Origin of the sequence: Streptomyces sp. ADI95-16 (assembly GCF_003721495.1) — a bacterium.
GTDB classification, from domain to species: domain Bacteria; phylum Actinomycetota; class Actinomycetes; order Streptomycetales; family Streptomycetaceae; genus Streptomyces; species Streptomyces goshikiensis.
Window position 1 is genome coordinate 6,143,440 of sequence record NZ_CP033581.1, and the last position, 14,047, is coordinate 6,157,486.

Genomic DNA, 14,047 nt, shown 5'->3' on the forward strand with positions numbered 1-14,047 from the left:
TGTGACATGTGAAATACCACACTGTATATGCCCCAAGCACCTGTCCGGGACTGGGCCGTTCGAGTGGTGACCCCCGGTGCGCGGGCTTAACGTCGAAAAGGTGGACCCGAACACAACGCCCACCAAGAACGGGACCGACGGCAAGGTCCGAGGAAGCGGCAAAGGGCTGGCCCTCTTCGTCCTGGCCTCCTGCCAGCTCATGGTCGTCCTCGACATCACCATCGTGAACATCGCGCTGCCGCACATCCAGACCGCCCTCGGCTTCTCCACCGAGAGCCTCTCCTGGGTCGTCAGCGCCTACACCCTGACCTTCGGCGGACTGCTGCTCCTCGGCGGCCGCTCCGGTGACATCCTCGGCCGCCGGCGCGTCTTCATGTCCGGTGTCCTGCTCTTCGGCCTGGCCTCGCTGCTGGGCGGACTCGCCCAGAACGAGGGCCAGTTGCTGGCCGCCCGCGCCCTCCAGGGCGTCGGCGGAGCCATCGCCTCCCCGACCGCCCTCGCCCTGATCACCACCACCTTTCCCGAAGGCCCCGAGCGCAACCGGGCCTTCGGCGTGTTCGCCGGCGTCTCGGCGGGCGGCGGCGCGATCGGGCTGCTCCTGGGCGGCGTCCTCGTGGAATGGCTCAACTGGCGCTGGGTGCTCTTCGTCAACGTCCCGATCGCCCTGCTGATCGCGCTCGCGACCCCGCGCGTCATCCGCGAATCCGCACGCCACCCCGGACACTTCGACCTCGCCGGAGCGCTGCTGTCCACCATCGGCATGGTGTCCCTCGTCTACGGATTCATCCGCGCCTCCCAGGAGGGCTGGAGCGACCCGCTGACCATGACATCCTTCGCCGTGGCCGTGGTCCTGCTGACCCTGTTCATCCTGAACGAGCGCCGCTCGCCGCAGCCGATCACCCCGCTGCACATGTTCGCCGACCGCAACCGGGCCGGGACCTACGCCATCATGCTGTTCTTCGCCTGCGCGATCTTCGGCATGTTCTTCTTCCTGACCCTGTTCGTGCAGAACGTGCTCGGCTTCAGCCCGCTCGAAGCCGGCCTCGCCTTCCTGCCGGTCAGCGTGATGATCGCGGTGATGGCCGGGATCACCTCCCAGCTGCTGCCGAAGTTCGGGCCGAAACCGTTCATGGTCGCCGGCTCGCTGTGCGCGGCCGCGGGCCTCGCCTGGCTCACCCAGACCGACATCGGCTCGACGTACCTGGGCAGCATCCTGGGCCCGATGCTGCTGTTCAGCGCGGGCATGGGCATGCAGTTCGTCTCCCTGACCCTGATGGCCCTCTCGAACGTCCCCGACCGGGAGTCCGGCGCGGCCTCCGGCCTGCTGAACTCGATGCAGCAGGTCGGCGGTTCCCTCGGCCTGTCGATCCTGGTCACGGTGTTCGGCACGGCCAGCCGCAACGAGGCCAAGGAACAGATCGGCCCCTTCCTGAGCTCCGCCACCCCGGCGCAGAAGCTGCTCTTCACCAAGACCCAACAGTTCCCGAAGCCGTGGAGCGATCAGATCCTCACCTCGGGCGTCAGCGCCTCCTTCGTCGCGGCGGCCGCGTTCACCCTGGTCTGCGCGCTGATCGCGCTGTTCGTCATCCAGGTCCGCCCCTCCGACCTCGCACGCCTCCAGGGCAACCACGCCCCGGCGGCGGTCTGATCCGCGGCCGCGGCCCCCCCCAGCCCTACCCCTACCCCTGCGCCTGTCCGGCCAGGCTCCGCAGCCGGCAGCGTGCCGGGCCGGTCGCCCGCAGGGTGATGCCGGTGCTGACCGGGACCTCGGCGTCGACGGCCTCGAACTCGTACGCCCGCAGGATCATCGCCAGCGCGATCACCGACTCCAGCATCGAGAAGTGCTGGCCGATGCAGGCGCGCGGGCCGCCGCCGAAGGGGAACCAGGCGTAGCGCGGGCGGGCGGCCTCGGCCTCCGGGGTGAAACGGTCCGGGTCGAAGCGGTCCGGGTCGGGCCAGTGGCTCGGGTGGCGGTGCGTCACCCACGGGGCGACGATCACGTCCGCGCCCGCCGGGATGGTGTGCCCGCCGACCCGGGCGTCGGCGACGGCCTGCCGGCCGATGACCGGCGCGGCCGGGTAGAGCCGCATCGCCTCCTTGAGCACCTGGGTGAGGTACGGGAGCCGGTCGAGGTCCGAGGCCTGCGGCGTACGGTCGCCCAGCACGCGGGAGATCTCCTCGCGGGCCCTGGTCTGCTGCTCGGGGTGGCGGGCCAGCAGGTGCAGGGCGAAGGCCAGCGAGGTGGCGGTCGTCTCGTGACCGGCGAGCAGGAAGACCAGCACCTGCTCGCGCAGCTCGACGGCGTCGAACTCGGCGTCGTCCGCGCTCTTGGCACCGGCGAGCAGGCTCAGCAGATCACTGCCGCCGCCATCGCTCTTGCTTTCACCTCCGCCGTCGCCGAGCCGCTCCGCGACGATCCCGTCGCACACCGCGTACAGCTCCTCCAGCGCGGCCGCCGCGCGCTTGTTGCCCGGGGTCGGCCAGCTGCGCGGGAGGTTCGCGGGGGAGTAGCCGCGGCGCAGGACGTACTCGGTGATGACCGGAAAGCACCGGTCCACGACACCGGCGGCGGCGTCCCCGTCGGTACCGAAGAGGATCCGGGTCACCGCGCGCAGCGCGAGGCGCGTCATCTCGTCGGACACGTCGACGACCCCGGTCTCCCGCCAGGCGCGCAGCGTCAGCTCCGTCTCGGCGGCGACCGCCCCGGCGTACCCGTCCACGCGGCGCTTGGTGAACAGCGGCTGGACCAGCCGGCGCTGGCGCAGGTAGTCCTCGTCCTGGCTGGTCAGCAGCCCGTTGCCGAAGGACTCGCGGACCTCCTGGTAGAAGGAGTTGTCCTTGCGGAAGTTGGCCGCCTCCGAACCGAGGACCTGCTGGGCGCCCTCCGGGGAGAACACGCAGTACAGCTCGGCGCGCAGCCCGGGCGGCCCGGCGGTGATCCGTACGAGGTCGCCGTGCCGCTGCTGGGCCCGCAGATAGGTGCCGAGCGAGTCCGACTTCAGGTCGAACAGCGACCCGAGCAGCGGGACCCCCGCGAGCTCGGGGATCCCCGTACCGGCCCCTGTGTGTGATCCGATTGCCATGGCTCCCCCTCGACCGTGCCGACGGGCCGATTGTGCCGGGCGGCCGACGGCGGTGGCGAGAGCGGACCCTCATTGGCCTGAAGCCGCCGGTCCGGAGCTACTTGTCGCAGGCGATGCCGTCCTTGTCGCGGTCCAGGGCGTCGCGGTAGCCGGGCTGGCCGCGCCGGATGGGGGCCTTGCCGGCGGCCTTCGCGGCGTCGCAGTTCTTGAAGAAGACGGGCTCGTCGTTGGCCGGGGGCGGTGTCTGGGGCTTCTTGGGCTTCGGCGGGACGGGGGTGGAGACCGGAACCGCGGTCCGGGCCGGGGTCGGCGACGCGGCCGGCGCGGGGGCCTTGGAGGCCTGCCGGGCGGCGCCGGCCCGCTCCGGGCAGTCCGTACCGGGCGCGACCAGCGACAGTTCGACGGCGGTCGCGGGGGTGACGGGGCTGTCGGCCGCCGGGGTCTGGAAGCACACCGTCCACGCGGTGGGGTCGGCGGGCAGTGTGACGTCGCGGTACGCGCTCGCCAGCTCTACGGGTGCGCTGGTCACCTTCTTGACCAGGACGGTGGCGTCGAGCAGCCGCTCCCCGACCAGCTTGGGCATCACGGCCTGCGAGGCGGACGCCGACGCCGACGCGCCGGTCGAGGGCGATGCGGAGGCGGCGGCGCCGCTGCCCTTGCCCTTGGCCGAGTCGGCCTTCGTGGCGCCGGTGTCCTCACACCCGGCGCCGAGCAGGACGACGGCACCGATGACGCCGGCCACGGCGAATCCCCGACGGTGGAACATGGAAATACCCCCCAAGAGCAGCACTGCGCGCAGCCGCCGCAGCATATGCTCCCGGCCGCCCGCGCGCCCCGGAAATCGGGTTATCGCTCCAGGTAGGAAACCGTGCCCGCCCGCCGGGCGGCGTCGATCTCCCGGAGCCGGCCGAAGTTGACGGGCGCCATGATCGCCCGCCACTCCTCCAGGGAGTGGACCTGGACCTCGGTGTGCTCGGCGGGGTCGAGGACGAAGGAGGCGATCTGCTCGTCGGTGAGGGTGCCGCCGTCGAAGATGAAGCCGATGTGGTTCGCGGGCCAGGCCTCGCCCTGGTGCCGGATGAAGTGCGCGCCGAGCAGCCTCGGTTCGCCCTCGAAGGCCATGCCGGTCTCCTCCCGGCATTCGCGGACCGCGCACTCCCAGGGGCTCTCGCCGGGGTCCATGTTCCCGCCGGGCCACTGCCAGGTCTCGACCGCGCGGGTGGCCCGCAGCTGCACGGGCCGTCCGGCGGTGTCCGTGAAGTACAGGCAGGCGTAACTGGTCGCCTGGGCAATGGTCTTGATGTACTCCCCGGGCGGGAGCCAGGTACCGGTCATGCCCGGACGCTACCCCTGGGACCGGCCGCCCAGTCGCTCGCGGAGGAAGGCCGTCACGTCCTCGCGGGCCCGCAGCGCGCGATGGCCCGCGGTCTCGCGGACCTCCAGGGTCAGCACCGAGTGGGCGAGCCGGCCGAACCCGTCGGGGTTGCCCGGACCCGAGTCGAGGCGGATGACCTTGAAGGCGTCGCCGAGCCGGGCCCGCAGGGTGGTGAACCGGTCCTCCGGGGACAGCGGGTCCCCGCTGAAGCGCAGGGCCAGGACGCACAGCCCCTCGTCCCGGGTGCGGTCGACGACCCGGCGCAGCTCGTCCCGCGAGACTCCCGCGTCCGCGCGCCGGGCCGCGCCGAGGGGGACCGGGACGGAGGGCTGGCTCATCACCGGGGCCAGCACGGCGTCGTCCACGGCGGCGGCCAGGGCGAAACCGCCGGTGAAGCAGAGGCCGATGACCCCGACCCCGGCGGCGGGGGTCCGGCCGGCGAGGTCACGGGCGAGGGCCCGCAGGTAGTCGGCCACGGGCCGGCGAGCGTTCGTCGCGAAGGCCCGGAACTCGGCGGAGACGCACACGCGCACGCTGACGAGCGCCGTCCGGCCGAGGGTGCCGGGCCGGCCCGGCACCCCGAACAGCGAGGGCATCACCACGGTGAACCCCTCGCCCACCAGGTGCTCGCCGAGGCCGATCACCTCGGGCGTGATCCCGGGCACCTCGGGCAGCAGCACCACACCGGGGCCTTCGCCCTTCTCGTAGCAGTCGTACGCGAGCCCCCCGGCGGCGAACGGCGCCCGGCGCCATCCGTCGAGGGTGGAAACCGGTGCGGTGCCGCTGCTCATACGCCCCTGCTTTCGTTCGGCCCCCACGCGGTGGGGCACTCCTGCCGGACTCCTCGGTGAACGCCCCGCTGCCTTACCGCGCTTGGAGCCGTCGGCGACCTTCTCGAAGACGCCGCGAAGATTGTCCATCGAGCCGACCCCGGTGTCGATGCGCGGCAGCCCACCGCGTACGGGCGATCAGTAGCCCCAGCGCTGACCCACGCTGTCGTCGCGACGGCACTGGATGGCCCGCCCGTTGGCGTCGCGCCCGGACGTACCGATGTCGGCCTTCCGGCAGATCTGCCCGGCCTTGTAGCAGTTGCCCGCGTTGGACCGCGGATAACAGTCGGTGCTCGCCTTGGTGGGCTCGGCGGCAGGCGCCGGGGTGCGGCTGCGCGTGGGAGCCGGCGGAGCGGGCGCGGCCTTGGTGGCGGGCGCGACGCTCCGCGCCGGGACCGACGGCGTCGGCGTCGGCCTCGCCGTGGTGGGGCTGACGCCAGGTCTCGCACTGCTGGGCATCGCCGAAGGCCCGCTGCCAGCGCCAACCGCGGCACTGGCACTGGCACTCGGAGTGGCACTGGCACTGGTACTCGGACTGACACTGACACTGGCACTCGGACTGGCACTCGGAGTACCGGCGGGCGCGGCCGGATCACACGCGGCGAGCGCCAAGACGGCGGCGACGACGGTGAGGGCGCCCCGGTAGCCCCGTATCAGGGTCTTCGTCTGGCTGCCGAACGACACGGTCATCGGGAACTCCTGGGTGGTGAAGGCGCCTTGAACGGCGAAGATACCCAGAAGGTTGAAGCTCGTACCAGTATGCGGAAGGCCCGAAAACAAAACGGTGGGGCCGAGTCCCACCCGGCCCCACCGCCACCGCCGCTCCGGACTAGATGTCGCGAATCCATGCGTGATCCCTACGCCGGTCCACGCTCAGAACGAGTCATCACGCTCCAGGATGAGGCCGGCCGAAGCGCCCTTCAGGTCGACGCCGCCATTGAGGTGCATGTGGTGCCCGTCGCGCAGGCCCGGCTCGGAAAGGGCCACGAGCCGCTCCGCGAGGAGGCGAAGCCCCTCGGTATTGGCCCTGATCGAGATCTCACCCGGTGAGCTCTGCACCATGATCCGAGGTTCGTCCATGACCTCGCGCCAAACCGGACCCACTTGCCTGCCCGCACGCGTTCCGGAGGCCGCATACGAGCACTGCGTCTCACCTGGTTAGGGAGGACGTTGCGGACCCGCGGTCGGGCGCGAGCACGGAGGGCCGCCGACGGGGTCTGCCGCGGAGGCGGAGACACCGAAGACGGCCCGCAGGCGGCTCAAGAGGCGGGACGCACCCAGATGTCGCGGAACTTACACCGCAGCGCCGTGACCTCAGCTGACGAATCCTCAACCGCCCGGACCGGTCGGGAGTGGCCGGCGATGGTCGTCGCCGGCCACTCTGGGCCACCTCGGACGGCCCAGTGGCGGCGCGGGCGCACTCCGCCCGCTAGACGTTGTGAGCCCCCTACATCTGCTTTGTAAGCTCGCCTGGTTCGCCCAGAACCCCAAGATCTGAGGGTCAGCTCACGCCGAGGTCAGCCCACCACATCTGTGGAGAGCCTTCGACGCATGACGACGTTGCCGTCACCTGCTGCCGTCATGTTGGCTTGCGGCGAGCGGGCCCCGCTGCACCCGAATGCTTGTGTAGCGGCTGCAGCCATCGAGTGAAGGCGGAGTGGCGCCCACAACTTAGACGAAGTAGCCCCCCAACGGTCGAGCTCCAGATACGATCAAAGTTGGTTAGCACACCAGCCCGTAATGCGCTGCCAGGGGGTCGTATGAGTTCCACCGCCACGCGTTTGACGTCCTTCGCACTGATCGCGGCAATCGAACAAGATCTCAGGAATTCGATTCTGTCTGCTGTGGATGAGAGCGACGACGCCCTGGAATTGCTTAAGGCCGAAAGGTACGAAAAGACACAACAACGGCGGTCGCGAGACGTTCCGAGCTCCGCATCCCCCACAGTCTCCTCGCTAGTCACCTATCTAGACTTTGCAGATTCTTATGAAGTATTGAAGGGACTCAAGAGTCGCCTCCCCGACGAACTTCAGCGGTCGCTGACCCTGTTCGCTCCCTATCTGGGTAGGATCACCCAGATCCGCAATCGTGTGGCCCATACGCGTCCGATGGAAATTGACGACTTGGCCACGGTGCACGACGTCGCAAAAGACATCTGCGCGGAATCACGGGACGGCTGGCCGGTCGTCTGCGAAACCCTCCGACGTCTGGAGCAAGATCCGGCATACGTACTCGGCTTGACAATTAGTCTGGTATCAGATCCCGATGAGGCGCCGCTGCATAACCTCCCGGCTCCCGAGTTTGACGAAACCGGTTTCTTTGGACGCCGTAAAGAAGTAGATCGAATCAAGAAAGCGATCAAGGGGGCTTACCCAGTCGTTTCAATCCTTGGCGATGGCGGAATCGGCAAGACTTCAGTCGCCCTAAAGGCGGCCTACGAGCTACTAGACGACCCGAATAATAAATTCGATGCGTTGGTGTGGGTTACCGCCAAGGCCACCATTCTGACGGTCAATGAGATTCAGCGCATCAGTGGGGCGATTGAAAGCTCCTTGGGTCTCTTCGCCTCCGCCGCGGAGCAACTCGGAGGAGAGCGAGCAGGGAAGTCAGACGACCCGATCGACGAGGTCCTGTCTTATCTGGAACATTTTCGAGTTCTCTTGATCCTTGATAACTTGGAGACTGTCCTGGATCAGCGCCTGCGCGAGTTTCTGCTAGACCTCCCCATGGGTAGCAAGGTCATCATTACCAGCCGGATTGGCCTTGGAATTGAGAATCCAGTTTCACTGGACCCTTTGTCGGACGACGACTCCGCGCGACTGCTGCGAGCGGTAGCCCGTGTGCGTGATGTAAAGACGCTCCAAGGGCTTCCTGCGCCAGCTGTTCATCAGATGGTCAAGTCCATGAAAGGTCATCCGGCTTATATTCGATGGTTCGTCGCAGGTGTACAGGCCGGAAAGCGCCCCGAAGAGCTTCTGCATAACAACGACCTCGTTCTCGACTTTTGCATGTCGAACGTCTATGAGTACCTATCGGATGAGGCAAAATCTGTTCTACGCTCGATGCAGGTGTTGCCGGGCCGGCGCAGTCAAGCAGAATTGGCATTTTTCAACGACTACTCTGCCAATGCGATTCAGTCCAGCCTGCTTGAACTAATGACAACCAACTTCGTGCAGATGCAGGGCGCTTCTGCCGGTCACACTTCCGAGACGACGTATGAACTTACAGATTTCGGTAAGCAGTATCTCGATAAGCGACACACAGTAAAGTCTCTCGAGCGACAGCTGTTCGAGAATCGGAGCAAGCAACTAACGGCCTTGGGGGTCACACTTCAAGCTGAGAGTACCGCCTCTCCGTATGAGCCCAAGACGATTGATATCCGAGGGTCAGGAGATTTTAGCGTTGCCCGCCTGTTGCGTGAAGCCCTGCGCCATTACGAGCGCGGGCAGTTTGACTCAGCGTTGCTGAGTTGTCGAGAAGGTCAGCGATTGGCGCCCGGATACCATGAGTCCTGGCGGATCGAGGCGTTCATCCAAACTGCGCGAAGGGATACTCTATCTGCCCGTGCAGCGTATGAACGCGCCCATGAATTGGAGCCAAATTCGGCAACCCTAAATTACCTATACGGTTCGTTCCTTGTGGACGAGGGGATGGATCTCGACCTCGGGCTCAACTTGCTACAGAAGGCTGCGCACGCAGACCAAGTTCCTCCCGCCGTCATCATTCAAATCGTGTGGGCACATGTCCAACTGCAGGACTACGATTCTGCTATCGCCAGCGCGTCGCACGCTCTCACGCTCAGGCCGACCAATGCAGACGGTTCGGTGGCGCTAGTTATGGGCCTCCGGGCAGCATTTTATGCCGCTGAGAGAAGTTTGGGAAATGCTCAAGTTGGCAAGGCTGTTGAAAGTCTGGAAGCGGCCGTGGAGCTTGCGGAGAGCGGCAATGTCGAGATGCTTCTAGGTGAATCCTCAGACCGCCTTATGCAGCTTAGTGAGCTCAGCGCTGACCTCAGCGAAAAAATCGACGAAGAATACATGGCATCCAGCTGCGAAAACTTCACAGTCCGCTTAAAGGATCGAATCCGTTCGATTGATCCGAATTTGCTCAACAGGCGAGTTGGGACGCTCAAGACCTTGATCCAAGATCGGGCGTTCGGGTTTACCCACTCCTGGGGTAGGGACTATTTTTTCCATCTGTACGACTTGCAGAACGAGGAAGAGTGGGGCTATTTGGCTCCGGGGTGTTGCGTCGCTTTTACCCCCGATGAGATAAACCCGCGCGGCCCAAGGGCAGTTGACCTGCGCTGGCTGGGGTGAGTGACCCTATGGGTGAATGCATTTGAGACGCCTGTGGCGGTGCGCCTATGGACGTCCAAAAACAGAACGGTCGTAGTCACTCGGAGTCCGAAGGGCACGCAAGGCGGCTTGTGACTTGTGAAGCCCTGCCGAGTCAGACGGTCGTGGGCAGCCAAGGCTTGGCCAGGCACAGGGAGTGCCACCATGAAGCTCTGCTCGGACTAAAGCAAGAGGCGCTGACGATCTCGACCTCGGGCCACAGCCTTCGGGCCGTAGCGTACGCGCGGCGCTCCTCGTACGGCTTGCTGGCCAAGAGGACGGACTTAACATCGGCGCCCCACTCCTCCAGGTGTGCTTTGGTGAAGCCCACGTTCTCGCGGGTATTCGTCGCACGAGGCTCTATGAGGAGGGCGGCCGGAGGAACGCGGAGTTCGAGGGCGCGTTCGCGGTAGCGCACCGCCTCACTGCGGGGCATAAGGGTCTACGTCGTGCGACTGGTGTCGCCCGTGAAGACGATCAGGGGCGCTATATCGCGGCGGTATAGGTCGACGGTGGTGTCTGCGACGCCGCAGTTGTGGCTGCTCAGCCCCACGGCCACAGAGTATGGGCGGACTTCGTCATGCATCTGGTGGAAATCCCATGCCTCGGAAATGCTGTCCCGGGGTTCACCTCGCACCTGTACGCACCTCATGCCCAAGATCCAGGCGCGAGCACGAAGGGCCGTCGACGGGGTCTTCCGCGGGGGCGGAGACGCCGGCGACGGCCCAGAGGCGGCCCAGGAGGACGAGGAACCGTCCTGATCTGCGGCTTACTTAAATGTCGCGGAAGATTTCGATCTGGGCGCCTACCGAGTTGAGGCGTTCTGCCAGTTCCTCGTAGCCGCGGTTGATGACGTAGACGTTGCGCAGCACCGAGGTGCCCTCCGCCGCCATCATCGCGAGGAGGACGACCACCGCCGGGCGCAGGGCCGGGGGGCACATCATTTCCGCCGCGCGCCAGCGGGTCGGGCCCTCGACCAGGACGCGGTGCGGGTCCAGGAGCTGGAGGCGGCCGCCGAGGCGGTTGAGGTCCGTCAGGTAGATGGCGCGGTTGTCGTACACCCAGTCGTGGATCAGGGTCTGGCCCTGGGCCGTGGCCGCGATCGCCGCGAAGAAGGGGACGTTGTCGATGTTCAGCCCGGGGAACGGCATCGGGTGGATCTTGTCGATCGGGGCTTCGAGCTTCGACGGGCGGACCGTGAGGTCGACCAGGCGGGTGCGGCCGTTGTCGGCCACGTACTCCGCCGAGCGGTCGTGGTCGAGGCCCATCTCCTCCAGGACTGCGAGCTCGATCTCCATGAACTCGATCGGGACCCGGCGGATCGTGAGCTCCGACTCCGTGACGACCGCGGCGGCCACCAGGCTCATCGCCTCGACCGGGTCCTCGGAGGGGGAGTAGTCCACGTCCACGTCGATGTTCGGGATGCCGTGGACCGTCAGGGTGGTCGTGCCGATGCCGTCCACGCGCACGCCGAGCGCTTCGAGGAAGAAGCACAGGTCCTGGACCATGTAGTTGGAGGACGCGTTGCGGATGACGGTCGCGCCGTCGTGCCGGGCGGCGGCCAGCAGCGCGTTCTCGGTGACCGTGTCCCCGCGCTCGGTCAGCACGATCGGCCGGTCGGGGGAGACCCCGGTCAGGACCTTGGCGTGGTAGATGCCCTCGGTCGCGGTGATGTCCAGGCCGAAGCGGCGCAGGGCGATCATGTGAGGCTCGATGGTGCGGGTGCCGAGGTCGCAGCCGCCGGCGTACGGCAGGCGGAACTGGTCCATCCGGTGCAGCAGCGGGCCCAGGAACATGATGATGCTCCGGGTCCGGCGGGCCGCCTCGGCGTCCATGGCGTCCATGTCGAGGCTGGCCGGCGGGACGATCTCCAGGTCGACGCCGTCGTTGATCCAGCGGGTGCGGACGCCGATGGAGTTCAGGACTTCGAGGAGGCGGTAGACCTCCTCGATGCGGGCGACCCGGCGCAGGACCGTACGGCCCTTGTTCAGCAGGGACGCGCACAGCAGCGCCACACAGGCGTTCTTGCTCGTCTTGACGTCGATGGCGCCGGACAGGCGGCGGCCGCCGACGACCCGCAGGTGCATCGGTCCGGCGTAGCCCAGAGAGACGATCTCGCTGTCGAGCGCTTCGCCGATTCGGGCGATCATCTCAAGGCTGATGTTCTGGTTGCCGCGCTCGATCCGGTTCACCGCGCTCTGGCTGGTGCCGAGCGCGTCCGCGAGCTGACTCTGTGTCCAGCCCCGGTGCTGACGTGCGTCACGGATGAGCTTGCCGATGCGTACGAGGTAGTCGTCTGCCATGGGTGCACCGTATCTCAGATATGAGATGACGCCTGCGTCGGGTGTGGCAAATGGGTGTTACCGACCGTCAGGCGCCATCCCGGGCCGAGCCGCCGCGTCCGTCAGTGCTGCCGCGCGCACCCGCACGCGCGGTGCCGTCCGCCGTGCACCGCGCTGTACGAGGCCGGGCGCGGCCCCGCCGCCCCGCGGGCCACCCGGCCCGCGGCCGCCCGCCCCGCCGTCGAGTCCGCGTCGTGCACCACGCGGCCGCCGACCAGGGTCATCCGTACGCCCGTTCCGCTGATGTCGGCCACCGGACAGCGGGTCACATCCCGGTCCAGCAGCACCAGGTCGGCCGCCTTGCCCGCTTCCACCGTGCCCGTCAGGGCCTCCTGGCGCAGCTGCCACGCCGTCCCGGCCGTGTGCATCCTCAGCACCGAGTCCCGGCTCAGCCCCTCCAGCTCCCGGTACAGCTCGTCCGCGCCGAACGCGCCCTGCCGGTCGATCGCCGTCCGCAGCTGGTTCCACACCTGGAGCGCGTCCACCGGCCAGTCGGAGCCGCCCGTCAGCCGCGCGCCCGCCTTCTCCAGGCTGCGTGCGGGATACATCCACCGGTGCCGCTCCGGGCCGATGTACGGGAGCAGCGCCTCCATCGTCCAGGTGTCCCGCGCCGCCCACTGGAGCTGCATGCAGGCGGCGACGCCGAGCTGGGCGAAGCGCCGCAGGTCCGCCGGGTCCACGATCTGCAAGTGGGCGATGGCGTTGCGCGGGTCCCGCTGCCCGGTCACCCGCCGGGCGTACGCGTACCCGTCCAAAGCGGTCCGTACCGCCCGGTCTCCGAGTCCGTGCGCGTGCATCTGCCAGCCGGCCTTGTTGAACGCCGCGCTCAGCCTGCCGTAGTCGGCCGCCGAGGTGTACAGCTCGCCCCGGTTCGCGGTCGGTCTGCCGTTGCCGTCCAGGTACGGCTTCAGCAGCGCGGCCGTCTGGGCGGGGTACTCGATGACCCCGTCCAGGAACACCTTGACCATCCCGAACCGCAGGCCCCGCACGCCGTCGAACTCCCGCCGCAGCCCGCGCGCGTACGCCAGCGCGGCCGCCGGGTCGCGGGTCTGCTCCACATCGAGCCGGATCGCCGGGACGATCCGCTGCGGCAGCTTCCCCGCCGCCGACAGGTCCCGGTAGAGCTCCAGCTCGTGCCGTCCGACCAGGGCGTCCATCATCGTGGTGACCCCGGACGCGGCCGCCAGCTCCAGCACCTTCGCGCAGGCGGCGACGAGTTCGGCGCGCGAGGGCTCCGGAACGTGCCGCTTCAGCAGGTCCTGAGCGTCGTCCTTGAGCACGCCCGTCGGCTGCCCGGCCGCGTCCTTGACTATCTTGCCGCCGACCGGGTCGGGCGTGGCCGCCGTGATGCCCGCGATCTCCAGGGCCCGACGGTTCGCCCACAGGTTGTGCCCGTCGCCGCCGACCAGCGCGATCGGCCGACGCGTCGGCAGCGCGTCCAGCATCGTGTGGTGGGGCACCGTCCCGGTCGGCAGGAGGCCGACCGGATTCCAGTCCTCCACCACCAGCCAGCCGTCGGGCTCGGCGCCCGCGCCCCCGGTGTCGGCGAGGAACCCGGTGAGGATCTCCCGGAGTTCCGCCTGGGTGGTCTCCGCCCCTTCCAGCGAGGGCCGCAGCGACCGGTCCCCGGCGCCCAGCGGGTGCACGTGGCCGTCGTGGACACCGCTCATCACGGTGTTCCCGCGCGCGTCGACCACCTCGGTGTCCCGGCCGACGTACCGGCGCAGCGCCGCGTCGCTCCCGGTGGCCAGGATCTTTCCGTCGCGCCCGACCGCGACCGCCGTGACCGGGGCCCGGCCCGGGAGTCCGGTGAACACCCGGGCGCCCCGGAACACCAGCGCGGCCGAGCCGCGCCCGCCGCCGGTGCCGGTGCCGGTGCCGGGGGAGTCGGCGGGCGCCGCCGCCGCGGGGCCCGCCCCCAGCAGGCCCGCCGCACCGGCGGCCCCGGCCGCAGCGAGAAGTCCCCGCCGGGACAGGGAGAACGGAGAAGAAGAAGAGGTCATGGCCACTCCAAACGTCGGTGTGGCCAGGACACTGTGTGATTAACCCCTTAACCAGAACCCGCCGCCGACGACGGAAT

Annotated in this window: 10 protein-coding genes and 1 pseudogene; 2 read left to right on the forward strand and 9 right to left on the reverse strand. The window is 68.2% G+C overall.

Annotated features, from left to right (window positions below; all coding sequences use genetic code 11):
- Positions 1–100: 100 nt before the first annotated feature.
- Positions 101–1,648 carry an MFS transporter gene (locus EES41_RS27515; protein ID WP_123080744.1) on the forward strand — a complete coding sequence of 516 codons (1,548 nt, stop codon included), beginning with the start codon at positions 101–103 and terminating at the stop codon, positions 1,646–1,648.
- A gap of 31 nt (positions 1,649–1,679) precedes the next feature.
- Here the strand turns inward: EES41_RS27515 and EES41_RS27520 are convergent, their stop codons facing one another.
- The 6 genes from EES41_RS27520 to EES41_RS27545 all read right to left on the reverse strand — a co-directional run bounded on the left by EES41_RS27520 (position 1,680) and on the right by EES41_RS27545 (position 6,350).
- The gene (locus EES41_RS27520) at positions 1,680–3,083 is read right to left on the reverse strand and encodes a cytochrome P450 (RefSeq protein WP_123080745.1); all 1,404 of its coding nucleotides are present in this window, start codon (positions 3,081–3,083) and stop codon (positions 1,680–1,682) included.
- Between the two features lie 97 nt (positions 3,084–3,180).
- A complete protein-coding gene (locus EES41_RS43180; protein WP_254211581.1) occupies positions 3,181–3,849 on the reverse strand; it encodes an excalibur calcium-binding domain-containing protein in 669 nt (222 codons plus the stop codon).
- A gap of 80 nt (positions 3,850–3,929) precedes the next feature.
- Positions 3,930–4,418 carry an NUDIX domain-containing protein gene (locus EES41_RS27530; RefSeq protein ID WP_123080746.1) on the reverse strand — a complete coding sequence of 163 codons (489 nt, stop codon included), beginning with the start codon at positions 4,416–4,418 and terminating at the stop codon, positions 3,930–3,932.
- Positions 4,419–4,427: 9 nt separating this feature from the next.
- Positions 4,428–5,249, reverse strand: coding sequence for a dienelactone hydrolase family protein (locus EES41_RS27535; protein ID WP_123080747.1), 822 nt, complete (start codon positions 5,247–5,249; stop codon positions 4,428–4,430).
- Positions 5,250–5,426: 177 nt separating this feature from the next.
- Positions 5,427–5,747: a hypothetical protein gene (locus EES41_RS41610; protein WP_164495955.1), complete on the reverse strand. Its 321-nt coding sequence runs from the start codon at positions 5,745–5,747 to the stop codon at positions 5,427–5,429.
- A gap of 414 nt (positions 5,748–6,161) precedes the next feature.
- Positions 6,162–6,350 carry a hypothetical protein gene (locus EES41_RS27545; protein ID WP_164495956.1) on the reverse strand — a complete coding sequence of 63 codons (189 nt, stop codon included), beginning with the start codon at positions 6,348–6,350 and terminating at the stop codon, positions 6,162–6,164.
- Between the two features lie 698 nt (positions 6,351–7,048).
- Here EES41_RS27545 and EES41_RS27550 point away from each other — a divergent pair.
- Positions 7,049–9,607 carry an NB-ARC domain-containing protein gene (locus EES41_RS27550; RefSeq protein ID WP_123080750.1) on the forward strand — a complete coding sequence of 853 codons (2,559 nt, stop codon included), beginning with the start codon at positions 7,049–7,051 and terminating at the stop codon, positions 9,605–9,607.
- Between the two features lie 113 nt (positions 9,608–9,720).
- On the opposite strand, the pseudogene EES41_RS27555 reads toward EES41_RS27550, so the two are convergent.
- The 3 genes and pseudogenes from EES41_RS27555 to EES41_RS27565 all read right to left on the reverse strand — a co-directional run.
- Positions 9,721–10,277 (reverse strand): annotated as a pseudogene (locus EES41_RS27555) (YdcF family protein); the annotation flags it as partial.
- 121 nt (positions 10,278–10,398) lie between these two features.
- Positions 10,399–11,928: a UDP-N-acetylglucosamine 1-carboxyvinyltransferase gene (locus EES41_RS27560; protein WP_123080751.1), complete on the reverse strand. Its 1,530-nt coding sequence runs from the start codon at positions 11,926–11,928 to the stop codon at positions 10,399–10,401.
- Positions 11,929–12,029: 101 nt separating this feature from the next.
- Entirely contained in the window at positions 12,030–13,970 is a 1,941-nt protein-coding gene (locus EES41_RS27565; protein ID WP_254211582.1) for an amidohydrolase, read from the reverse strand.
- Between the last annotated feature and the right edge of the window lie 77 nt (positions 13,971–14,047).

Excerpts from the sequence above, each read along its gene's own strand:
- EES41_RS27565 (WP_254211582.1), bottom strand. The coding sequence starts at position 13,970 with ATGACCTCTTCTTCTTCTCCGTTCTCCCTGTCCCGGCGGGGACTTCTC.
- EES41_RS27545 (WP_164495956.1), bottom strand. The coding sequence starts at position 6,350 with ATGGTGCAGAGCTCACCGGGTGAGATCTCGATCAGGGCCAATACCGAG.
- EES41_RS27520 (WP_123080745.1), bottom strand. The coding sequence starts at position 3,083 with ATGGCAATCGGATCACACACAGGGGCCGGTACGGGGATCCCCGAGCTC.
- EES41_RS27550 (WP_123080750.1), top strand. The coding sequence starts at position 7,049 with ATGAGTTCCACCGCCACGCGTTTGACGTCCTTCGCACTGATCGCGGCA.
- EES41_RS41610 (WP_164495955.1), bottom strand. The coding sequence starts at position 5,747 with ATGCCCAGCAGTGCGAGACCTGGCGTCAGCCCCACCACGGCGAGGCCG.
- EES41_RS27535 (WP_123080747.1), bottom strand. The coding sequence starts at position 5,249 with ATGAGCAGCGGCACCGCACCGGTTTCCACCCTCGACGGATGGCGCCGG.
- EES41_RS27560 (WP_123080751.1), bottom strand. The coding sequence starts at position 11,928 with ATGGCAGACGACTACCTCGTACGCATCGGCAAGCTCATCCGTGACGCA.
- EES41_RS43180 (WP_254211581.1), bottom strand. The coding sequence starts at position 3,849 with ATGTTCCACCGTCGGGGATTCGCCGTGGCCGGCGTCATCGGTGCCGTC.
- EES41_RS27530 (WP_123080746.1), bottom strand. The coding sequence starts at position 4,418 with ATGACCGGTACCTGGCTCCCGCCCGGGGAGTACATCAAGACCATTGCC.